Consider the following 21,151-nt stretch of genomic DNA (forward strand, 5'->3'; position numbering starts at 1 on the left):
CGCACCAGGCCCGCGACACACACACAGCAAACGCCCCCACCCCACCCACGCAACCCACCCGACCCACCCCACACAACCCACCCCACCCACCCCACGCAACCACCACGATGGGGGTCCAGGGGGCGCAGCCCCCTGGCGGGGGTTTGGGGGTCCGACCCCCAAAGGAGGATACGAAGAAGAGCCCTGGCCCAAGCGTCAGCATGGGCAGGGCTCTTCCGCGATCGAGTGGAGGTGCCGGGAATTGAACCCGGGTCCTCTAGCGCCTCCTCAAGGCTTCTCCGTGCGCAGTCCGCTGTGTCTCTGCTTGGCCCCTTCAGTCACGCGAACAAGCTGAAGTGACGAGCCCAGCCACTGTTTGCTTCCCTACCGGGCCCCGTGGCCGGGACCGGCGGTGAGCCTCCTAGCTGATGCCGGCGACCGGGTCGGAGGCGACCCCGGGCCGACAGACTTGCTCTGCTGCGATCAGGCAGCGAGAGCGAAGTCGCGCTGGCTATTGGCCTTGGCGCTTATTAGGTTGCGATGACGCTTACGGTGGTCTCTCGCCTGCACCGGCACGCTTCCCTTGATTCAACGTCCAGAGTCGAAACCGTTCACCCCCTTGTAGGTGCTTGTAACCTCCCCATCATAACTCCCCCGGCAACCCGATAATTCCGGCATGTGCCAGCGGGCGGGGTAGGGCTGTCCCCACCTCGAAGATGCCCGCTCGCCCCCTGGTTGCCCGGTGCCCGCACGGCCATGCTGAGCAGGTCAGTTTCCGCAGTGAGGGAGCCCCGCCATGGTCACCGTGCCCGCCGGTCGCAGTTTTGCGCGCCGCACTCCGCCGTTGGGCGGGGCGCTGGCGTATCTGCTGCTCAACCTGCCCATCGGCATCCTCTCGTTCACGCTGATCGTGACCCTCGCGGCGGCCGGGTTCGGGACGCTCATCGTGTGGCTGGGCGTTCCGCTGCTCGCGCTGCTCGTCCTGTTCGCGCGGACCGCGGGCCGGGTCGAGCGGGGGCGGGTGTTCGCCCTGCTGGACGTGTATGTCGACGACCCCTATCTGCCGTTGCCGCCGTCGGGGCTGAAGCAGCGCTGGCTGACCCGGCTGAAGGACCCGGCGACCTGGCGGGACCTGTCCTACCTGTTCCTGCTCTTCCCGCTCGGCCTGATGGAGTTCGTGCTGGTCGTGACGGTGTGGGCAGTCAGCTTGGGCCTGGTCGCGCTCCCGATCTACTACCGCTTCCTTCCGGACGGCGTCTACGCCTTCCCGAGCTACGATGTGCCGTGGTTCGTCGTCGACTCGACGGTGACCGCGCTGCCCTGGGCGGCGCTGGGGGTGCTGTTCGCCGCGATCGCCGTGGCCCTGACGAAGGGGCTGGCTGCGCTGCACGCGGCGTTCGCGACCGGGCTGCTGCGGCCCACGGTCGCCCAGCGGCGTCGCATGGAGCGCTCGTGGAACGAGATCGACGGGATCACGGTGGCCGGATGACTTCGCAAGACCCGCCTCCGGAGCACCCCCGTCCGCATCCCGCTCGCACGATCGCGTACATGATCCCGTCGTTCGTGCTGCGGCTGCTGCAGTTCGTCCTCATCGTGGTCGGCGGGACCGTCGGCACGGCGACGCTCATCATCTGGATCGGCTTCCCGATCCTGCTGGCCGTCACCGGGTTCATTCGCTGGTCAGGCGACCTGGAACGGCGCTGGGCCCGCCGGATGCTCGGCACCCCGCTCGGCCCGGTCGAACGGCTGCCGCTGGACGGGCAGCCGATGACCCGCCGCTGGCTGACCCGCCTGTCCGACCCGACGACCTGGCGCGACCTGGCTTACCTGATGGTCGCGTTCCCGCTGTCGATCGTCGAACTGCCGATCGCGCTCGCGTCGATCGTGCTGCTGCCGATGGCGATCTGGGTGACGCCGTGGCTGGGCTGGCTGCACGGGAACCTGGCGCTGTCGATGCTGGGCCCGAACCGCACGAAGAAGCTCGAAAAGAAGGCTGAGCACCTGCAGGCGTCGCGGGCTCGTGGCGTGGACGCCGCGGAGGCCGAGCGCCGCCGGATCGAGCGCGACCTGCACGACGGCGCCCAGCAGCGGCTCGTGGCCGTCGCGATGAGCCTCGGCCGGGCGAAGTCGAAGTTCGACAACGACCCGAACGCGGTGCGCGACCTGATCGACGAGGCGCATTCGGACGCCAAGCTCGCCGTCTCCGAGCTGCGCGACCTGGCCCGCGGCATCTACCCCGCCGTGCTCGGCGACCGCGGACTCGACGCGGCCCTGTCCGCGCAGGCCGCGAAGTCGCCGATCCCGGTGGACGTGCACGTCGACGTCGAGCCCCGGCCGCCGGCCGCGGTCGAGACCACGGCGTACTTCATCGTCGGCGAGACCCTCACCAACATCGCCAAGCACTCCGGCGCGACCGAGGCGATGGTGAAGGTGTGGCGCTCGGATACGCACGTCATCACCGAGATCACCGACGACGGCCACGGCGGCGCCGAGGTCCGTCCTGGCGGCGGGCTCGCCGGGCTGGCCGACCGAGCGGCCACCATCGACGGCGTGATCACCGTCGTGAGCCCGGTCGGCGGGCCGACGGTCATCCGAGCGGACCTGCCGTGTCAATGGTGACCCGTCCGTGAGTGAATAGCCCCCGGGAGCTTTTCACTCACGGACCTGGGGGCTTTGATGCGAGTAGTGATCGCCGAAGACGCCGTGTTGCTTCGGGCGGGGGTCACTCGTTTGCTCGCCGACGAGGGCATCGAGACGGTCGCCGCGGTCGACAACGGCGACGACCTGCTCGGCGCGATCACCGAACACCGTCCCGACCTGGCGATTGTCGATGTCCGGATGCCGCCGACGTTCACCGACGAGGGCTTGCGCGCGGCACTGGCCGCCCGCAAGAAGATCGCTGGCCTGCCGGTGCTCGTGCTGTCCCAGTACGTCGAGGAAAGCTACGCGGTCGAACTGCTGTCCGGAGGTGCTGGCGGCGTCGGCTACCTGCTGAAAGAGCGCGTCGCCGACGTGGACGAGTTCCTGGACGCGGTCCGTCGCGTCGCGGACGGCGGCACCGCCATCGACCCCGACGTCATCGCCCAGCTGATGGCCCGCGGCCGCCGCAACCCGCTCGATTCGCTCACTGCGCGTGAATCCGAGGTACTCGGACTGATGGCGCAGGGCCTGTCCAACAACGCCATCGCGAACTCGCTGGTCGTGTCGCACGGAGCGGTCGAAAAGCACATCGGCAACATCTTCTCGAAGCTCGGTCTCGAGGCCAGTTCCGAAGAACACCGCCGGGTTCGCGCGGTGCTGACCTACCTCGGCCGCTGAAACCCCTCACTCGAACTGACGGCAGCCCGGGCGGGCGTCCCTCGCCTACCATGGACTGATGCCGCCCGAAACGAGCGAGGAGAACCCGATGTCCGACCGCAGCGTCCGCTTCTTCGGCGGCCCGCTCGACGGCCGGGTGCAGGAACTCGCCGACGAGGAACCGGTTCCGGGCACCGTCGTGCGCCACATCCACCTGCACGGCGGGCCGAAAATCGAGACGCGGTACGAGCTCGGCCTCACCGAAAACGGCTGGGCGTACCGGGTACAAGCGCACGAATCCGAACCGGAGCCGGACACCCTCCCGTAGGGAGGTAGGGCAAACCCCACCCCGCACCCCCTGCTGGCCTGAACCCCTTTTCGGTGGTCTGCACCGCTGTTTCCGCGACCGGGAACCGACAGGCTCTTCAGCATGACGACGAGCCAGCTGCCGACCCGCGGCCCAAGGGCGACCCGGGACAAGTTCCTCGACGTGGTGCGCGCCGGAGCGATCCTCGCGGTGGTCGCGCAGCACTGGACGATGCCGGTGCTTTCCTTCTCCGGCAACACTCTTTCGACCGGCAACGCCCTCGCGACGCCGGGCTGGTGGATCATCACCTGGGCGTCGCAGGTCATGCCCCTGGTCTTTTTCGCCGGCGGCGCGGCGAACCTGATCTCCTTGCGCCGGGCGGAATCCACCCGCGGTTGGTTCGCGGGACGCGTGCGCCGACTGCTCGTTCCGGTGCTGCCGCTCATGGCGGTGTGGCTAGTCGTGCCGGATCTGTTGCAGGGCATGGGAGTTCCGCCGCAGCCAGTGCAGGTGGCCAGCGCGATCGCCGCGCAGCTGCTGTGGTTCCTTTCGGTGTATCTGCTCACCGTGCTGCTCACGCCGCTGATGGTCGCCGCACACCGCCGCTGGGGTCTCGCGGTGCCCGCGGTACTGGCCGGACTGGGCGTTCTCGTTGACGTGGCACGATTTTCCGACCTCGGCCTGATCGGGTACGCCAACGCCGTCATCGTCTGGGTCGCCGTGCACCAGCTCGGTTTCCACTACGTCGAAGGCCGTCTCGGCTCGCTCACCCGCCGCGCCGCGCTCGCCGTGTCCGCGGCCGGTTTCGGGGTGACGGCGCTGCTGGTCGCGTTCGGTCCGTACCCGGCGAGCATGATCGGCATGCCGGGCGCGCCGGTGTCCAACATGAGCCCGCCCACCGTGCTGCTGCTGTTCCTGGCGCTCGGCCAGATCGGGTTCCTGCTGGCTTTCCGCGAGAAGCTCGTCTCGCTCCCCCGCGTCACCGCCGCGCTCAGCTGGCTCAGCCCGCGGTTCATGTCGGTCTACCTCTGGCACATGCCGGCGCTGGTCGTGGTTTCCGGCGTGACCGTGTTCGGCCTCGGCTACTCGACGCCGACCCCGGGTTCGTCGATGTGGTTCCTGATGGCGCCCGCCTGGTTCGCGGTGTGCGGCGCGGTGCTGCTGGGCCTGCTGCGCCTGTTCGAACGCTTCGAGATGCAGCCGGACGGCCTGGTCGTCACCGCGCGGACACCTCAGCTGGTCCTGGCGGGCCTGCTCGCTTCCGGCGGTCTCCTCGGCCTGGCCGCGCAGGGGTTCGCCCCGCTGGGCGACGGCAGCCTGCGGAACGGTCCGCTGCCGTGGGTGGCGCTGGTCGCGGCCGGGTTCGCGCTCGCCGGACGTCAGGTTTCGCTGCCGCGCGGCCGGGCCCTCGTGGCGGTCAAACGCTGAGCAGCTTCGCGGGGGTGTCGTGCAGCACCGCTCGCAGGAACGGCTCGCCAAGGCGATCGTCGGCTGCCCAGCCGGCGATCGCCCGCAGCTGTGTGGCGTAGGAGTACGGGATGTTCGGGAAATCGGTGCCGAGCACCACGCGGTCGGCCACCTCCGCCAACCGGACCGTCCAGTCCGGCGGCAACGGCGACATCGCCTCCGCGAACGGCACGCCGACCATGGTGGTGTCGAGGTGCACCCGCGGGTAGCGGGCCATCAGCTCGAACGCGGTGGTGAACTGGGGCATCGCCGCGTGCGCGAGGACGGCGGTGAGCCGCGGATGCCGTCGCAGGACTTCCTCGAACACCTCGAGCCCGGTGAAATCGCCGCGCAACGGCCCGTGTCCACAATGGATCACCACCGGCACGCCCGCCTCGGACAGCGAGCCCCACACCGCGTCAAGCAGCTCGTCCCGCGGGTCGTACGCCCCGACCTGCACGTGCGCCTTGAAGCACCGGGCTCCCGCGCGCAACGCACTGTCCACATAGGATGCCGCGCCCGGCTCCGGGTAGAACGTGCCGGTCGGCGCCGCTTCCGGCACCTGCTCGGCGAACTCCAGCACCCACGACGTGAGCCACTCCGCCATGCCCGGCTTGTGCGGGTACACCAGCGGCGCGAAGGCTTTCACGCCGAGCGCGCGCAGCGTCTCGATCCGCTCCGCCTCGGGCGTGCGGTAGTGGATCGGCCACGGCGTGCCGTAATGCTTCTCGGCGCGGTCGAAATAGGCCCACACCTTGTCCAGCACGGGCTTCGGCAGGAAGTGGACGTGCAGGTCGACGATCCCGTCGAGGCCGAGCCCGGCGATCCAGCCCGGGACGTCGGCGTCGGTCGCCGGGCCCGCGCTCACTCCGTGAACCGGCCCTTCAACGCCCGCCCCATCGCGCGGCTGATGTCCTTCTGCGCGTCGCGCTTGGCGAGCGACTGCCGCTTGTCGTAGGCCTTCTTGCCCTTGGCCAGCGCGATCTCGACCTTGACCTTGCCGTCCTTGAAGTACATCGACAGCGGCACCAGCGACAGACCGCTTTCCTTGGTCTTGCCGATGAGCCGTTCGATCTCGCGCCGGTGCAGCAGCAGCTTCCGCGTGCGCCGCGGCATGTGGTTGGTCCAGGTGCCCTGGGTGTACTCGGGGATGTGGACGTTGCGCAGCCACACCTCGCCGTCGTCCACCGTCGCGAACGCGTCCACAAGCGACGCTTTGCCGGCCCGCAGGCTTTTCACCTCTGTGCCCACCAGCACCATCCCGGCCTCATAGGTGTCCAGGATGGAGTAGTCGTGCCGAGCCTTGCGGTTCGACGCGATGACCTTCTGTCCACGTTCCTTGGGCATACCGACCACTTTACGTGATGTGTCCGACGGCGAGCAGCGGATTTCTCCGCCGCTAGTGCCGCACGTACAGCCGCAGCGTGACGTATCCGGTGATCGCCGAGATCACGATCGACACCGCCAGCAGGATCGGCGCGACCGGGAACAGCACCTCGAGCGTGGTGATCTGCGGGAACACTTCACCGGTGAAGACCGTGTCGAGGAACGACAGCTTCGTCAGAAGCAGGAACACCACCCCGAGCACGGCGCCGACCGTGCCGGCGACCACCGCCTCCAGGAGGAACGGCAGCTGGGTATACCACCGCGTCGCGCCCACCAGGCGCATGATGCCGACTTCCGTCCGCCTCGTGAACGCCGAGACCTGAATGGTGTTCGCGATCAGCAGCAGGGCGGCGACGGCCATGATGAGCGCCATCACGAACGCGATGTTCCGGACGCCGTTGAAGACGTTGAACACGCGGTCGAGGAACTTCTTCTGGTCGTCGACCTTCTTGACGCCGGGCTGGCCGGTGTACTGCTTGATGATCGCGTCGGACCGGTCCGGGTCCTTCAGCTTCACCTGCAGCGACGCGGGCAGCGCCTCGGGGCCGGTCAGCTCGAGCAGTTCGGGCTGGCTCGAGAAGATCTTCTTGAACCGGTCGTAGGCCTGGTCGCGGTTCTCGTAGACGACCGACTCGACACCGGGGTTGTTCTGCAGCGACTGGCGGAGCCCGTTGCAGAGCGCCTGCGTGCAGTTCTTGTCGTTCGCGCTCACGTCGTCGACCAGCGCGACCGAAACCTCGACTTCGGCGAGGAAGTTCGCCTTCATCTTGTCGATCGTGCGCACGGCCAGCAGGCCGCCGCCGAGCATGGCGAGCGAGACCGCGGTGGTGAGGATCATCGCGATGGTCATCGTGACGTTCCGGCGCAACCCGGTGACGACCTCGCTGAAGACGAAACTGGCTCGCATCGCTCTAGTAATTCCTTGGGTCGGGGCGGAAAAGGGCGGGGTGCGTCAGCGGCCGATGCCGTAGACGCCGCGGGCGTCGTCGCGGATCACGCGACCGAGCTGCAGCTCGACGACCCGCCGCCGCATCGAGTCCACGATGGAATGGTCGTGCGTGGCCATCAGCACGGTGGTGCCGGTGCGGTTGATCCGCTCCAGCAGCAGCATGATGTCCTGACTGGTGTCCGGGTCGAGGTTCCCGGTGGGCTCGTCGGCGAGAAGCACGAGCGGGCGGTTCACGAAGGCGCGGGCGATCGCGACGCGCTGCTGCTCGCCGCCGGAGAGCTCGTTGGGCAGCCGGTCGGCTTTGCCGTCGAGGCCGACGAGTTCGAGCACCTCGGGCACGACCTTGCGGATCGTGGGCCGCGGTTTCCCGATGACCTCGAGGGCGAACGCGACGTTTTCCGCGACGGTTTTGTTGGCCAGCAGCCGGAAGTCCTGGAACACGCAGCCGATGGTCTGGCGCAGGCGGGGGACCCGGCGCCGGGCGAGCTTGGCGACGTCGAAGTTCGACACCATGACCCGCCCCTTGGAGGGCACCTCTTCCCGCAGCAGCAGCCGCAGGAACGTCGACTTCCCGGAACCGGACGGACCGATGAGGAAGACGAACTCACCCTTGTCGATCTCGACCGACACCCGTTCGAGGGCGGGACGGGTCGAGGTCTTGTAGACCTTGGAAACCTCTTCGAGCCGGATCACGGTTCGGCATCCTACCCATGGACCCCGTTAAGCCCGGGTTGCCGGTGCCTTGGGCGGCCCGCGCCTCGTCCCGGCGCGGGTGCGCACCGCGTCGCGGATCAGACCGCGTTCGTCTGCTTGCGCCAGCGGATCCCGGCTTCCAGGAAGCCGTCGATGTCGCCGTCGAGGACCGCGGTGGGGTTGCCCACCTCGAATTCGGTGCGCAGGTCCTTGACCATCTGGTACGGGTGCAGCACGTAGGAGCGCATCTGGTTGCCCCAGCTGGAGCCGCCGTCCTTGAGCGCGTCCATTTCCGCCCGTTCCTCCTCCTTTTTGCGCTGCAGCAGGCGCGCCTGGAGGACCTTCATCGCGGCCGCCTTGTTCTGCAGCTGCGATTTCTCGTTCTGGCAGGAGACGACGATGCCGGTCGGGAGGTGGGTGAGGCGGACCGCGGAGTCGGTGGTGTTGACGCTCTGCCCGCCGGGGCCGGACGAGCGGTACACGTCGACGCGGATGTCCTTTTCCGGGATGTCGACGTGGTCGACTTCCTCGACCTCGGGCAGGACCTCGACGTGCGCGAAGGACGTCTGCCGGCGGCTCTGGTTGTCGAACGGCGAGATCCGCACGAGGCGGTGGGTGCCCTGTTCGACCGAGAGCGTGCCGTAGACGTACGGGGCGGTCACCTTGAAGGTGGCGGACTTGATGCCCGCTTCTTCGGCGTAGGAGATGTCGAAGACGTCCGTCGGGTAGCCGTGCCGCTCGGCCCAGCGCAGGTACATGCGCAGCAGCATTTCGGCGAAGTCGGCCGCGTCGACGCCGCCCGCCTCGGAGCGGATGTTGACGACGGCGTTGCGGTCGTCGTATTCGCCGGACAGCAGGGTGCGGACCTCGAGCGCGTCGATGTCTTTGCCGAGGTCGGCGAGGTCGCCCTCGGCCTCGGTCATGCTGCCGCTGTCGCCCTCGTCGGCGGCGAGCTCGTAGAGGACGCCGAGGTCGTCGAGGCGCTGGCGCAGTTCGGAGACGCGGCGCAGCTCGGCCTGCCGGTGGGACAGCTGGCTGGTGACCTTCTGGGCTTCCTCGACGTTGTCCCAGAGGGTGGGGCTGGACGCCTGTTCCTCGAGCTCGGCGACCTGTGCCCGCAGCGCGTCGAGGTCCATCACCGACTCGATCTGCGTCAGCTTGCCGGTCAGGTCCTTCAGCGCCGCATCGAACTCATCACTCACGTCGGACAACGTTACGGCAAAACCCACGACCGGTCGCGAACCGGTCGTGGGGCCGTGGCGAAGCTCAGGCCGCCGGGATCGAGTCGAGCAGCTTCAGCGCGGCCTTGGCCTGCGCCTGGGCGAACTCGGCGACCGCCTTGGCGTAGGGGCCGTCGGCGGTCTTGGTGGCGTTCTTGGCCTCTTCGAGCTGCGCCTGGTAGGTGGTGCGGGCGCTGTCGAGCAGGGCGCCGCGCTGTTTGGCCGTCAAGGAGCCGGCGTGCACGAGCCGCAGGATGAGCGGGCTGCGCAGGTGGTCGGGTCCGGCCTCGGACGTGAGCCACGTCTTGAAGGCCTTCTTGCCTGCCGCGGTGAGCACGTACTGCTGGCTCGAACGGGGTCCCTGCTTGCCGAGCCGGACGAGACCCTCTTTCGAGAGCGCCGGGAGCTCGCGGTAGACCTGGCTGCGGGTGACACTGAAGAAGGCGCCGAAGCGCTCGTCGGCGCCCGAGACGAGCTGGCCGCCCGTGGCGGGGCCGTCATGGAGCAGACCGAGCAGAGCGGCGGCGGTTGCATTCAATTCGGACACCCCTCTACGGTCCCACTTATCGGTCGCTGTGTCCACAGTGGTCACCACTCAGTCCATTGTGGCCAGCGGCAACCCCTCTAACAGCCCAGTCCGCAGGTATGTCCACAATAGACTCTGCCACTCTCAGCAACCACCGCCGAAACGATCACCGCGCCGCAACCACCACCCGAGCGACGGCCAAATGGCGCACAAAAAAGCCGGGGCCCGTGCATCCGCACGAGCCCCGGCTTTCGTTCCAAGTAGCGGGGACAGGATTTGAACCTGCGACCTCTGGGTTATGAGCCCAGCGAGCTACCGAGCTGCTCCACCCCGCGTCGTTGTGAAAACAACAATACACCCCCGAAAACCCCCCAACACACCACCCCCACAAACACCCCCTGACCAGCAAAAACACTCCCACTACCCCCCGGACGCCACCCCCCACCCGCCAGACCGGCCCACAAAGATCCCCACGAAACCCGCCGCCCCAAGAAACAAACACCACGACTTCCGCACCCACACCACCTCAACGCAGGAATATTCCAACACCCACAACGATTCCCGACCCTCTACAAGAGACAAAAGAAGAGGTCTAAACCTGTCAAACCCCCCAAGCAGCAACCCCAACGCCACTCGGCGCCCCACAAATTCTTGCTCTCTAGGCGACTTCACACCGCAAAAAACCAACAACCAACCCCAAGCCCCCAACCGCGCACATCCCCGATACTTCCGCAGAGGATGCCGACAACAACCCCGCACACATCGAGCGCGCCCTAGCCCGAACCGGAGCAAACCAAAAGACGAGCCCCCCGCCCCCAACGCACCCCACCCGGGGGTCCAGGGGGCTCGCCCCCTGGCGGGGGTCTGGGGGTTCGACCCCCAGGGAAACAACGAAAGAGGCCCGCCTCGCGCTTTACGCGAGGACGGGCCTCCTACCTCTGTAGCGGGGACAGGATTTGAACCTGCGACCTCTGGGTTATGAGCCCAGCGAGCTACCGAGCTGCTCCACCCCGCGTCGTAGGACCTACCTTACGCCCTGGTTTCCCGGGGGTGCAAAGCAGGTGCCTATTACGTAACCGAGGTCACCCGCCGGGCTGGGACGGCGGCCCGCTGGAGGCGGGTGGGGTGGTCGGTTTGGCGGAGTTGTACTCCTTGGTGGCCGCGTCGAGCGCCGCGAGTGCCGCGCCTTGGTCGGTGAAGTTGCCGGATTGCTGTGCCGCCTTGAGTTTGGCCAGCGCGGCTTGGATGTCGGCGACGGCCTTGTCCATGGCCGGGTTGCTGCCGCCGGTGCTGGGCGGCGGCGTGGCGGTGCTGGACGTCGGCGGGGTCGTCGTGGCGCCGGGGCCGGCTTCCTTCGGCGTGGTGGCCGCCGTGCCGGCTCCCTTGCCGAACACTTGGTCCAGTGCCTCGTTGAGGGTGGACGCGAAGCCGATCTTGGACCCGTAGGAAACGAGCACGCGCGCCAGCTGCGGATAGCTGAGCTGGTTGCGCTGGCGGATGTAGACCGGTTCGACGTACAGGAATCCATCCGCCACCGGCAGTGTGATCAGGTTGCCGTAAATGGGAATGATGTTGGGGTTGTTCAGCAATGTCCGGTCTTGGGCGACCCGGAGGTCGCTCTGGAACCGGTTTTGCACCTGGACGGGTCCGTCGACCTGGTTGGCTCCGCTGGCCGGGGGTAGTCGCAGGACGCGGATGGTGCCGTAGTCCTGAGGATCGGACGAGATGGACATCCAGGCGGAGAGGTATTGCCGTTGCAGACCGGTGAGCGCACTGGTCAGCTGGAAGGTCGGCCTGCCTTCGCCCGCCGCGTTGGCGAGGACGTAATAGCCGGGCTGGTTGGCGACATTCGAGCCGGCTGTGGTGGAGCTGCCGTCCTCGGTCGGGTCCTGCGGGACGCTCCAGAACGCCTGCTGCGCGTAGAACTCCTGCGGACTGTCCACGTGGTAGCGGGCGAGCAGTTCCCGCTGGATCTTGAACAGGTCCTCGGGGTAGCGGAAGTGCGAACGCAGTTCCGGCGAAATCTCCGAACTGGGCTTCACGACGCCCGGGAAGACGTTCTCCCAAGCCTTGAGGACGGGTTCGTTGTCGTCGATCGAGTACAGGTTGACGGTGCCGTCGAACGCGTCGACGGTCGCCTTCACCGAGTTGCGGATGTAGTTGATCGAGTTGTTCGCCTGTTTGGTGACGCCGTTGAGCGAGTCGTTGGTCGCTTCGCCGAGCTGTGTCTGCTGGGCGTACGGGTAGTTGTCGAGCGTGGTGTAGCCGTCGACGATCCACTGGATGCGGCCGTTGACCACCGCGGGGTACGGGTCGCCGTCGAGGGTGAGCCACGGGGCGACCTTGGCGACGCGGTCGCGCGGTTCACGGTTGTACATGATCTTCGAGCCGTCGCCGATGGCGTCGGAGAAGAGGATCTTCGGTTCGCGGTATTCGGCGGCGAACATCAGCCGGTTGAACCAGTTGTCGAGCGAGACGCCGCCCTTGCCCTGGTAGAGGTAGCCGCGCTGGGCGTCGGTGTCGTACTCGCCGGGTGCCTTGCCCGGGGTGCCGCCGACGATCGCGTAGTCGGACTGGTTGGTGAGCTCGCCGTAGTAGATCCGCGGCTGGTCGACCCTGATCCCCGGCTGGCCGTTCACCGAGCCCGCGCCGACGGGGTTCGTGGTGTCGCTCGTGGTGGCGATCGGGTAACCGCCGTCGGAGTTCGAATCCTTCACCGCACGGTCGATCGTGTTCGCGGGCGCGGCGACGAATCCGTTGCCGTGCGTGTAGACCATGTGCTTGTTGATCCAGTTGGTCTGGTTGCCGCTCAGCCCGTCGGTCTTCATTTCCTTGGCGGCCACGATGTAGTCCTGCGTGGTGCCGCCGATGCTGTAGCGGTCGATGTCCAGCTTGGACGGGAAGCCGTAGAAGTTCTCGCGGCCGACGCGCTGGGTGAAGGTGTCGCTGAGGATGTTCGGGTCGAGCAGCCGGATGTTGGACACCGTTCCGGTGTCGCCCTTCACCGCGTCCGCGGTGGTTTCGGTCTTGCCCGGGTACTGCTCGTACTTCACGTTGGTGAGGCCGTACGCGGCGCGTGTCGCGTCCATGTTGCGCTGGATCGACGGCGCTTCCTTCTCGTTGGCGTTCGGCTTGACCGAGAACTGGTCGAGAATCGCCGGCCAGGCGACGCCGACCAGCACGCTGGAGAGGATCAGCAGGACCAGCGAAATCGCCGGCAGCTGCAGATTCCGCAGGAACGCGCCCGCGAAGAACGCGATCGCGCAGATCACCGAAATGCACAGCAGGATCAGCTTCGCCGGGAGCACCGCGTTGAGGTCGGTGTAAGTGGCTCCGTTGAACAGCGGCATATTCCGGTCGGACAGCAGCAGGTTGTACCGGTCGAAGAAGTACTCGACCGCCTTCAGCAGCACGAAAAGCCCGACCGTGATGGCGAGCTGCGCGCGCGTCGGGCCCGCCAGCTGGCCGCCGCGGCCGGCGAGCCGGATGCCGCCGAAGATGTAGTGCGCGATCAGCGCGCCGAAGAACGAGATGACGATGGTGACGAACAGCCAGCCGAGCAGCCAGTTCACGAACGGCAGGGAGAAGGCGTAGAAACCGAGGTCGATGCCGAACTCGGGATCCTTCTGGCCGAACGAGGTGCCGTTGAGGAAGAGCTGGATCGTCTGCCAGTCCCCGGTCGCCGACGCGCCGGAGATGACGCCGGTGAGCACCGGGATGCCGATGCCGAACAGCCGGATCCGGCTGACGATCACCGAGCGGTAGCGCGAGAGCGGATCGTCGCGGCCGGACACCGGCACGAACACCGGGCGCGTCCGGTAGGCGATCACCAGGCTGACCGCCAGCGTCCCGCCGACCAGCAGCCCTACCGCGAGGAAGAGCACGACGCGGGTGACCAGCTGCGTGGTGAACACCGAACGCGCCTGCAGTTCGCCGAACCACAGCCAGTCCACGTAGGTGTCGAGCAACCGGACGCCGGCCAGCAGGGCCAGCACGATCACCGCGGCGATGATGAGAAGGATCCGGCTGCGCCGGGACAGCTTCAGGCTCACCGGGGGCCGAGTCGCCACGGCAATGCTCCTGTCTTCGTGAACACGTTCGCCGGGGACAGCTGTGTCCCCGTGACCTCTAACTCTACGGATGGTGCCGCGAGTTCCCGGGACCGCCCAAACCGGGCACGCGCGGCGCGTCGCGGGGACGCCTGACACGATGGTCGCCATGCCACCGAGTGAGCCGTCTGCCGCCCACCCTGTCGCCGGGCTGGCCCGGGAAGTCGAAGAGTTCGTCGCCGCCGCGGGCTGGAACCAGCCGCCGCAGTTGTTCGCGCTGGTGCCGACCGCCGCGCTGCTGGACGAACAGCCCGAACTGGCCGGTCAGCTCGACCGCGCGAACCCGCTGACCCCGGTGGCCCAGGAGGCGCTGCCGGACGGCGATCTCGCCGAATCGCTCGGCCGGATCGCGTGGCCGGACATCGTGGTCGGATGCGCGCTGGCGCAGGAGATCATCGTGCTGCCCCCGGACGTGGAGGCGGAACTCGAAGGAATCGCCGAGGCGGACGCCGAAAGCCTCCGCCGCGCCGCCGCGGACCACCCGCGCCGCACCGAGGCGCGTCTCGTGGCCGCCGTCCTGCGCGAAGGCGACGCGGCTTGCGTGATGCGGCTGCGCGGCGTCCAGCCGGGCGACGAGGACGAGAACGCGGTCGACGAACTGGTGGAGAGCCCGGATCTCGCGCCGAATCTGGTGGACGCGCTGAAGACGACCCTGCAGCCCTGATCTTGCCCTGAACGGTGAAGGCCCCCTCGAAGTTCGAGGGGGCCTTCACTGTGTCTGTGCTCCGGTCAGCAGTGCGCCGTCGGACGACCGGCCTTCAGGTTGTCCAGCTGCTTGAGCGCGTCGTCCAGCGTGGCCACCTTGATGAGGTTGAGCCCTTCCGGCGCGGCCGATTTGGCCTCGGCGCAGTTGTGCTCGGGGACGAGGAAGTCGGTCGCGCCCGCTTCCTTCGCGCCGACGACCTTGAACGAGATCCCGCCGATCGGCCCGACCTGTCCGGTCTCGCTGATCTCGCCGGTGCCCGCGATGTGCCTGCCGCCCGCGAGGTCGTTGCCCGGTTTCCCGGGCGGGGTGAGCCGGTCGATGATCGCGAGGGTGAACATCAGCCCGGCCGAAGGACCGCCGACGTCCTGCAGCGAGATGTCGACGGAGAACGGCGCGACCGCGCGGTCGACGGCGGTCAGCCCGAGGAAGCCCTGGGTGCGGTCCTCGCGCTGGGCGAGCGTGACCGGCACGGTGCGTTCCGGCTGGCCGAGGTGCTGGAAGGTGACCTGGACGCTGTCGCCCGGCTTGGTGTTGGCGATCGAGGCGGCGACCTCGGCGGCCTCGTGGACCTGCTTGCCGTTGACCGCGATGAGCTTGTCGCCGGGGGCGAGGATGTGGTCGGCCGGGCTGCCGGACACGATCTGCTTCGCGACGACCTGGACCGGATAGCCGAGGTGGCGCAGCGCGGCGACCTGCGCGTTGCTCTGCGAGTTCTGCAGCTGCTGGATGTTCTCCTGCTTGACCTGCTCGTTCGTCTCGCCGGGCTTGTAGTACTCCTCGCGCGGCGCGAGCGCGTAGCGGCCGCTGGCCCAGAGGCCGAGCGCGGTGAAGAGGTTGATGCCGTCGTTGAGCGAGACGGTGGTCATCCGCAGTTCGCCGCTGGTGCCGTAGGTCTGCTGCCCCTTGACCTGGATCACCGGGTTGCCCGCGGCGTCGCGGCCGAGGGTGTCGTAGGTGGGCCCGGGGCTGATCGCGACATACGGCACCTGGACCAGGAACCCGGCCACGACGAACACCAGGAACAGCACGCCGCTGACCAGCATCGTCCATCCGCGGCGGGTCATCCGCCGGTCGCTGCGGGCCGGCGCGCGCGACGGCTCTGCGCGGCGGGACTGGTTCGCGGTGTCCTCGTCCGGTTTTGTCACGAGCGACAGCGTACGGTGACTGTGTTCGCTTCCCGGTGAAGGCCACGGTTGACGCGCTGAGCCGGGTCGTACCCGCGTACGGTGGAGCTATGAGCAATCCCCCGTTCGGCTTCGGACCGCCCGATCCCGACAAGCGAGGCGACAACGACCCCTCGAACCCGGGCCAGCCCGGCGGAGCCGAGGCGTTCAACCAGCTCGGGCAGATGCTGAGCCAGCTGGGTCAGATGCTGAGCCAGGCGGGCTCGTCGAGCGGGCCGGTCAACTACGACCTGGCGAAGCAGATCGCACTCCAGAACCTGAGCGGACGGGACGACGCCAAGCTCGGCTTCACCTCTGAGGGCGGCGACTCCGCCACCGCCGTGCGCGACGCCGCGCACCTGGCGGAACTGTGGCTCGACGCGGCGACGATCCTCCCCGCGGGCGCGACCACCACCGTGTCGTGGTCGGCGCGCACCTGGGTCGAGAAGACTCTGCCGACCTGGCAGCGGCTGTGCGATCCGGTGGCGCAGCAGGTGTCCGGCGCATGGATGCAGGCGCTGCCCGAGGAGGCCAAGCAGGCGGCCGGCCCGCTGCTGTCGATGATGGGCCAGATGGGCGGGATGGCCTTCGGTTCCCAGCTCGGCAACGCCCTGGCGCAGCTCGCCCAGGAAGTGCTCACGTCGACCGAGGTCGGCCTGCCGCTCGGCGAGGCCACGACGTCGGCGCTGCTCCCGGCGAACATCGAGAAGTTCACTGAAGGCTTGGAGCTGCCCGCCAGCGAGGTGCTGGTCTTCCTGGCCGCGCGCGAGGCCGCCCACCAGCGGCTGTTCGCGCACGTGCCGTGGCTGCGGCAGCGTCTGCTGGCGACGGTCGAGGAGTTCGCCCGCGGGATCACCGTCGACACCTCCGCGCTGGAGTCCCTGGCCGGAAGCATCGACCCGGCGAACCCGGCGAGCATCGAGGAAGCGATGTCGTCCGGTCTCCTGGAACCGCAAACCACCCCCGAGCAGCAGGCGGCCCTGAAGCGCCTGGAAACCCTGCTGGCGCTGGTGGAAGGCTGGGTGGACGTGGTGGTGGCCGAGGCCATCGGCGACCGCCTCCCCGGAGCCGAAGCCCTGCGCGAAACGCTGCGCCGCCGCCGCGCGACCGGCGGCCCCGCCGAGCAGACATTCGCGACCCTGGTGGGCCTCGAACTGCGCCCGCGCCGGATGCGCGCCGCGTCGTCGCTGTGGAATCTCGTAGGAGAACGCCACGGCCTCGAGAAGCGCGACGGTCTGTGGTCCCACCCCGACCTCATGCCTACCGCCGAGGACCTGGACGAGCCCCTGGACTTCGCCGACCGCATGGCCGAACCGCCCGCTCTCGCGTCGGACCTGGACCCGATCGCCGAGCTGGAGCGCACGGAGAAGGCCGAACGAGAGGCCCGCGAGGCCAAGTCGGCCGCCGAGGCCAACGACTCCGGCGCTGACTCCGGCTCCGCTTCTCCCTCCGCCTCCGACGACAAGGGCGACGAGACCCCGAAGGACGAGGGGAACTCGCCTTCCTGAGGCTGCGTGCCCTGGCTACGCTGCAGTTCAGCCCCACCGCGCGGACCGTCTCACCTGGTTGAGACGGTCCGCGCGGTTTTTTACGGCCCGTGCTCCGGCTCCGCATGCGCTCGCCCATCGAGCCTCACTCAGCCGGGCCTCCGCACGCTCCGTGTGCAAGAACAGCGCCCATCCAGCCTCACTCAGCCAGGGGTCTTCCGCCGCCCAGATCCGGCCGCACTCAGCCAGGCCTTCCACAGCCCCCCACCCAGCCTCACCCAGCCAGGCCTTCCGCCGCCCGGATCCAGCCCTCCGCGCAGGTCCCTCCGCGCAGCGCCCTCCACGCCAGCCCTTCCCCACAGCGCCTTCCACCGCTCCAATCCAGCCGTGCTCAGCCGGACCATCCACCGCCTCAATCCAGCCTCGCCCAGCCGCGCTGGCCCGACCCTCCTCCAAGTCCTCCGCAACCGCGGCCAACCACCCACCATCCCTCAACGCCCCAGCCGCTCACCGAATCGCCCACGCGTCCCCGCGCAGCCGCACCCAGCCGGGCCACCAGCGCTCTTCCCCGCCCCATCTCCTCCCCGCCCCTCCGCACCACCGCAGACCAACCGTCCGCCAACCCCTCCAAGCACCAACCCAACCGCACCCGGCCGCCCCTCAGTCCTCCTCCGAAATCCCCCACCCAGCCGCCGCCGAAAGCCCCTCCAGATACCCGATCGCCCGTTCCGTCTTCGGATACCGGTTGACCAGCGTCCAGAACGCCGCGTCGTGCCCCGGCTCGCTCAGGTGCGCCAGCTCGTGGATCAGCACGTAATCCAGCACCCACTGCGGCACCCGCTGGAGCCGGTCGCTGACGCGGATGGTCGCGTCCACCGGCGTGCACGACGCCCACCTGGTGCGCATCGGCGGCACCCACCGCACGCTCGCCGGCAGCGCTTTTCCGTCCAGGTACTTCGCCCCGAGCAGGGCACAGCGCGCCAGCAGCGCCGCGTCCGACGCCTTGGGCGGCGCTGCCTTCCGTCCTCCCGAGCGCAGCAGCCTGCGCTCCATCTCCGCGACCCAGTGTTTCTCTTCCTCGCTGGTCATCCGTGCCGGGATGAGGACCACCAGGGTGTCCTCGTTCCAGTACGCGGTGACCGTCCGGTGCCTGCGCTGGCTGCGCCGCACCTCGACCTTGTGTTGAGAAGTGTCCGACGGGGCCTTCTCGCCCCTGCCTCTCAGTGAGGGCATCCGTGCTTCGACCACTCGACAACGGTAAGGCTCCGCACCGACAACTTGGAGCGCCGAAAGGTCACAGCCCTGAGTTGTCCACAAGTAGATTTCCCTGTGGACAACTCAGCTTCTCACCCGCGAGTGGCTCTCCGAAGCTGCCAAGCTGGCCGCATGACCCTGTCCAGTGTTCCGCCGCCGGACGTGCTCCTCCCGGCGTATCCGACGTTGCTTCCGGGCATCCACGTGCTCGAACGCGACGGCAACGAGATCCAGTTCGGCCTCGACCCCCGCCACGGCATCATCGCCAACGGCCTGCCCGCTCCGATCGTCGACAGCGTCCGCAGGCTCGACGGGCGACGCGGGCTCGAGGACGTCCTGCTCGCTGTAGGCGAACACCGGGACCAGTTCCATCTGCTGCTGAAACAGCTCGCCGCGCTCGGTTTGGTCACCGAAGCGGCGAAGAAGGGCGCGAAACGGGTCGAGACCGGTATGTGGTCGCTGCGTGCCCGGCACTACCAGCCAGCGCTCACGGACCGTCGGTGGCAAAGCCTCATCGCGGTCCACGGCAGCGGACGGATCGCCGTGGCAGTCGCCGCACTGCTCGCGGCGTCCGGCGTCGGGCACCTCGACATCCGCGCGTCCGGCAGGGTCACCGAAGCCGACCTCGGTTCCGGGCTCACGACTGCTGAGCTGGGCCAACCCAGGCAACGCGCGATCCGGACCGTCGTCGCGCGGATCGCACCCGACGTCACCACCGCCCGGAATCAGCGCCGCCTCCCCGATCTCGTGTTGCTCACCGACACGCTCGTGCCGCCACCGGAAGAAGTGGCCGAGCTGGTCGACTCGGCCACCTCGCACCTGCCGGTCCGAGTGTGCGAGGGCACGGGCATCGTCGGCCCGCTCGTGGTGCCTGGCCGCAGCGCCTGCCTTCGCTGCTGCGACCTGCACCGGACCGACGCTGATCTGTCGTGGCCAAGGATCGCGACGCAGCTGGTAGGCCGGATTCCACGGGCCGATCTGGGTGCCGTCCACGCGTGCGCCTCACTCGCCGTCGCGCAGGCGATGCGGCTGCTCTCGCCGAGCGAAACCCCGCCGCCGGCTTGGAACGCCACGCTGGAGATCGACAACTTCGACGGGAAGGTGCACCGCCGGAACTGGGAGCCACACCCGGACTGCGGTTGCGGAGCGCCCGTTCCCGTCGAGGAAGGCCCCTCACCGGCGGAGGAAGCTCCCGAGGAGGTGCTTCAGGAGACGTAGGACACACCTGGGTGCGGTCAGCGGGCTGCGGGCGTCGTGCTCGTCAAGGCAGAATCGCAGGGTGACCGACTTTCGCGACCGAACCGGAGACCGCGATTCCGCCATGCCGCGTCGCGGTGCTGCCCGTACCGCGAAGCTGGCGAGCCTTCCGCTCGGCATCGCCGGACGAGCCGTGGGCGGCTGGGGCAAGCGGCTGGCCGGGCAGAGCGCTGAGCAGGTGAGCGCGACGCTCTCGGCCAAGGCCGCTGAGCAGCTGTTCGAGGTGCTGGGCACGCTCAAGGGCGGCGCGATGAAGTTCGGCCAGGCGCTGAGCGTCTTCGAGGCCGCGGTGCCGGACGACATGGCGCAGCCGTATCGGGAAGCGCTCACGAAGCTGCAGTCGGCCGCACCGCCGATGCCTGCCCGGCAGACCCATCGCGTGCTCGCCGAGCAGCTGGGCCGATCGTGGGTCGGGTGGTTCTCGCACTTCGACGACGAGCCTGCCGCCGCGGCGAGCATCGGCCAGGTGCACCGCGCGACCTGGCACGACGGTCGCGAGGTGGCGGTCAAGGTCCAGTACCCGGGCGCGGACGAGGCACTGCGCAGCGACCTGCGCCAGTTGCAGCGCTTCAGCAGGCTGTTCCAGGCCTTCGTCCCTGGCACCGACGTGAAACCGCTGCTCACGGAGCTGGCCGAGCGGATGGACGAGGAGCTCGACTACCTCGCCGAAGCCGACAACCAGCGCGCGTTCGCGAAGGCGTTCGAGGGCGACCCCGAATTCCTGATCCCGCGCGTCGTGGCGAGCGCGCCGAAGGTGGTGGTCAGCGAGTGGGCCACCGGCACCCCGCTGGCCAAGATCATCTCGGACGGCGATCCGGCCGCCCGCAACCTCGCCGGACGGCTTCTCGCGGAGTTCCACTACTCGTCGCCGGCGCGGGCGCATCTGCTGCACTCCGACCCGCACCCCGGCAACTTCATGCTCACCGGCGACGGCAGGCTGTGCGTGATCGACTTCGGCGGTGTCGCGAAGCTGCCGCACGGAATTCCCCGGCACCTGGGCGAAATCACGCGACTCGCCTTGGACGGCCACTCCGACGAACTGATGCGGCTGCTGCGCGAGAACCGTTTCGTGCGCGCGGATTCGTCTCTGGAAGCGGACGAGGTGCTGGCCTATCTCGCGCCGTTCACCGAACCGCTGGCCGAGCCGACGTTCCACTTCACGCGTCGCTGGATGCAAAGGCAAGCGGGACGCGTCGGCGACTCCCGAGGCAACGACTTCCACGTCGGCCGCTCGCTGAACCTGCCGCCGGAGTACCTGATGATCCACCGGGTCACGGCGGGATCGACGGGCATCCTCTGCCAGCTTGACGCCGAGATCCCGGCTCGCGGCATCGTGGAACGGTGGCAACCGGGGTTCGCCGCCTGAGTTATC

General features: G+C 68.5%; 18 protein-coding genes, 2 tRNA genes and 1 other RNA gene. 9 read left to right on the top strand and 12 right to left on the bottom strand.

Going from position 1 to position 21,151, the window contains the following annotated elements:
- Nucleotides 1-223: 223 nt before the first annotated feature.
- Nucleotides 224-598: a transfer-messenger RNA gene (gene ssrA / locus ACZ7SW_RS18310) on the bottom strand.
- Between the two features lie 177 nt (nt 599-775).
- Here ssrA and ACZ7SW_RS18315 point away from each other — a divergent pair.
- The 5 genes from ACZ7SW_RS18315 to ACZ7SW_RS18335 all read left to right on the top strand — a co-directional run bounded on the left by ACZ7SW_RS18315 (nt 776) and on the right by ACZ7SW_RS18335 (nt 5,011).
- On the top strand, nt 776-1,468 hold the full coding sequence (locus tag ACZ7SW_RS18315; protein ID WP_470231591.1) for a sensor domain-containing protein: 693 nt from the start codon (nt 776-778) through the stop codon (nt 1,466-1,468).
- Nucleotides 1,465-2,598, top strand: a complete 1,134-nt coding sequence (locus ACZ7SW_RS18320; protein WP_470231592.1) for a sensor histidine kinase — start codon at nt 1,465-1,467, stop codon at nt 2,596-2,598. The genes ACZ7SW_RS18315 and ACZ7SW_RS18320 overlap by 4 nt, the downstream gene beginning before the upstream one ends.
- A gap of 57 nt (nt 2,599-2,655) precedes the next feature.
- Complete coding sequence (locus ACZ7SW_RS18325) at nt 2,656-3,297, top strand: response regulator transcription factor (protein ID WP_470231593.1); 642 nt, start codon at nt 2,656-2,658, stop codon at nt 3,295-3,297.
- 88 nt (nt 3,298-3,385) lie between these two features.
- Nucleotides 3,386-3,604, top strand: a complete 219-nt coding sequence (locus ACZ7SW_RS18330) for a hypothetical protein (RefSeq protein ID WP_470231673.1) — start codon at nt 3,386-3,388, stop codon at nt 3,602-3,604.
- A 102-nt stretch (nt 3,605-3,706) separates the two neighbouring features.
- On the top strand, nt 3,707-5,011 hold the full coding sequence (locus ACZ7SW_RS18335; protein ID WP_470231594.1) for an acyltransferase family protein: 1,305 nt from the start codon (nt 3,707-3,709) through the stop codon (nt 5,009-5,011).
- Here the strand turns inward: ACZ7SW_RS18335 and ACZ7SW_RS18340 are convergent.
- From ACZ7SW_RS18340 to ACZ7SW_RS18380, 9 genes are all read right to left on the bottom strand, one after another.
- Complete coding sequence (locus tag ACZ7SW_RS18340) at nt 5,001-5,897, bottom strand: amidohydrolase family protein (protein ID WP_470231595.1); 897 nt, start codon at nt 5,895-5,897, stop codon at nt 5,001-5,003. The two genes, ACZ7SW_RS18335 and ACZ7SW_RS18340, sit on opposite strands and share 11 nt — an antisense overlap.
- Entirely contained in the window at nt 5,894-6,376 is a 483-nt protein-coding gene (gene smpB, locus ACZ7SW_RS18345; RefSeq protein ID WP_449671826.1) for an SsrA-binding protein SmpB, read from the bottom strand. Before smpB ends, ACZ7SW_RS18340 begins: the two co-directional genes overlap by 4 nt.
- Before the next feature lie 52 nt (nt 6,377-6,428).
- Complete coding sequence (ftsX, locus tag ACZ7SW_RS18350; protein WP_406641404.1) at nt 6,429-7,322, bottom strand: permease-like cell division protein FtsX; 894 nt, start codon at nt 7,320-7,322, stop codon at nt 6,429-6,431.
- Nucleotides 7,323-7,367: 45 nt separating this feature from the next.
- On the bottom strand, nt 7,368-8,057 hold the full coding sequence (gene ftsE, locus ACZ7SW_RS18355) for a cell division ATP-binding protein FtsE (protein WP_009073292.1): 690 nt from the start codon (nt 8,055-8,057) through the stop codon (nt 7,368-7,370).
- Between the two features lie 98 nt (nt 8,058-8,155).
- Entirely contained in the window at nt 8,156-9,259 is a 1,104-nt protein-coding gene (prfB, locus tag ACZ7SW_RS18360; protein ID WP_470231596.1) for a peptide chain release factor 2, read from the bottom strand.
- A 64-nt stretch (nt 9,260-9,323) separates the two neighbouring features.
- A complete protein-coding gene (locus ACZ7SW_RS18365) occupies nt 9,324-9,824 on the bottom strand; it encodes a PadR family transcriptional regulator (RefSeq protein WP_451995189.1) in 501 nt (166 codons plus the stop codon).
- Nucleotides 9,825-10,064: 240 nt separating this feature from the next.
- Nucleotides 10,065-10,138: transfer RNA gene (locus ACZ7SW_RS18370), tRNA-Met, on the bottom strand.
- A 606-nt stretch (nt 10,139-10,744) separates the two neighbouring features.
- A tRNA-Met gene (locus ACZ7SW_RS18375) sits at nt 10,745-10,818 on the bottom strand.
- Nucleotides 10,819-10,885: 67 nt separating this feature from the next.
- Nucleotides 10,886-13,855 carry a UPF0182 family protein gene (locus ACZ7SW_RS18380; protein ID WP_470231674.1) on the bottom strand — a complete coding sequence of 990 codons (2,970 nt, stop codon included), beginning with the start codon at nt 13,853-13,855 and terminating at the stop codon, nt 10,886-10,888.
- Between the two features lie 166 nt (nt 13,856-14,021).
- Between ACZ7SW_RS18380 and ACZ7SW_RS18385 the strand changes: the two genes are divergently transcribed.
- Nucleotides 14,022-14,576, top strand: coding sequence for a PPA1309 family protein (locus ACZ7SW_RS18385; RefSeq protein WP_344268864.1), 555 nt, complete (start codon nt 14,022-14,024; stop codon nt 14,574-14,576).
- A gap of 65 nt (nt 14,577-14,641) precedes the next feature.
- On the opposite strand, the gene ACZ7SW_RS18390 is transcribed toward ACZ7SW_RS18385, so the two are convergent.
- Nucleotides 14,642-15,661: a YlbL family protein gene (locus tag ACZ7SW_RS18390; RefSeq protein ID WP_470231675.1), complete on the bottom strand. Its 1,020-nt coding sequence runs from the start codon at nt 15,659-15,661 to the stop codon at nt 14,642-14,644.
- A gap of 191 nt (nt 15,662-15,852) precedes the next feature.
- Between ACZ7SW_RS18390 and ACZ7SW_RS18395 the strand changes: the two genes are divergently transcribed.
- Nucleotides 15,853-17,289: a zinc-dependent metalloprotease gene (locus tag ACZ7SW_RS18395; protein ID WP_470231597.1), complete on the top strand. Its 1,437-nt coding sequence runs from the start codon at nt 15,853-15,855 to the stop codon at nt 17,287-17,289.
- A gap of 639 nt (nt 17,290-17,928) precedes the next feature.
- On the opposite strand, the gene ACZ7SW_RS18400 is transcribed toward ACZ7SW_RS18395, so the two are convergent.
- A complete protein-coding gene (locus ACZ7SW_RS18400) occupies nt 17,929-18,438 on the bottom strand; it encodes a M48 metallopeptidase family protein (RefSeq protein WP_470231676.1) in 510 nt (169 codons plus the stop codon).
- Between the two features lie 216 nt (nt 18,439-18,654).
- On the opposite strand from ACZ7SW_RS18400, the gene ACZ7SW_RS18405 reads away from it, so the two are divergent.
- Nucleotides 18,655-19,740: a ThiF family adenylyltransferase gene (locus tag ACZ7SW_RS18405; protein WP_470231598.1), complete on the top strand. Its 1,086-nt coding sequence runs from the start codon at nt 18,655-18,657 to the stop codon at nt 19,738-19,740.
- A 103-nt stretch (nt 19,741-19,843) separates the two neighbouring features.
- The gene (locus tag ACZ7SW_RS18410; RefSeq protein ID WP_470231677.1) at nt 19,844-21,145 is read left to right on the top strand and encodes an ABC1 kinase family protein; all 1,302 of its coding nucleotides are present in this window, start codon (nt 19,844-19,846) and stop codon (nt 21,143-21,145) included.
- Nucleotides 21,146-21,151: the final 6 nt, after the last annotated feature.

The organism is Amycolatopsis sp. NPDC114484 (assembly GCF_055633755.1).

Bases quoted from the DNA above. Each gene is read 5' to 3' on its own strand.
- ACZ7SW_RS18330 (WP_470231673.1), top strand. From the start codon at position 3,386: ATGTCCGACCGCAGCGTCCGCTTCTTCGGCGGCCCGCTCGACGGCCGG.
- ACZ7SW_RS18385 (WP_344268864.1), top strand. From the start codon at position 14,022: ATGCCACCGAGTGAGCCGTCTGCCGCCCACCCTGTCGCCGGGCTGGCC.
- ACZ7SW_RS18390 (WP_470231675.1), bottom strand. From the start codon at position 15,661: ATGCTGGTCAGCGGCGTGCTGTTCCTGGTGTTCGTCGTGGCCGGGTTC.
- smpB (WP_449671826.1), bottom strand. From the start codon at position 6,376: ATGCCCAAGGAACGTGGACAGAAGGTCATCGCGTCGAACCGCAAGGCT.
- ACZ7SW_RS18395 (WP_470231597.1), top strand. From the start codon at position 15,853: ATGAGCAATCCCCCGTTCGGCTTCGGACCGCCCGATCCCGACAAGCGA.
- ACZ7SW_RS18315 (WP_470231591.1), top strand. From the start codon at position 776: ATGGTCACCGTGCCCGCCGGTCGCAGTTTTGCGCGCCGCACTCCGCCG.
- ACZ7SW_RS18335 (WP_470231594.1), top strand. From the start codon at position 3,707: ATGACGACGAGCCAGCTGCCGACCCGCGGCCCAAGGGCGACCCGGGAC.
- ACZ7SW_RS18405 (WP_470231598.1), top strand. From the start codon at position 18,655: ATGACCCTGTCCAGTGTTCCGCCGCCGGACGTGCTCCTCCCGGCGTAT.
- ftsX (WP_406641404.1), bottom strand. From the start codon at position 7,322: ATGCGAGCCAGTTTCGTCTTCAGCGAGGTCGTCACCGGGTTGCGCCGG.
- ACZ7SW_RS18325 (WP_470231593.1), top strand. From the start codon at position 2,656: ATGCGAGTAGTGATCGCCGAAGACGCCGTGTTGCTTCGGGCGGGGGTC.
- ACZ7SW_RS18410 (WP_470231677.1), top strand. From the start codon at position 19,844: ATGCCGCGTCGCGGTGCTGCCCGTACCGCGAAGCTGGCGAGCCTTCCG.
- ACZ7SW_RS18320 (WP_470231592.1), top strand. From the start codon at position 1,465: ATGACTTCGCAAGACCCGCCTCCGGAGCACCCCCGTCCGCATCCCGCT.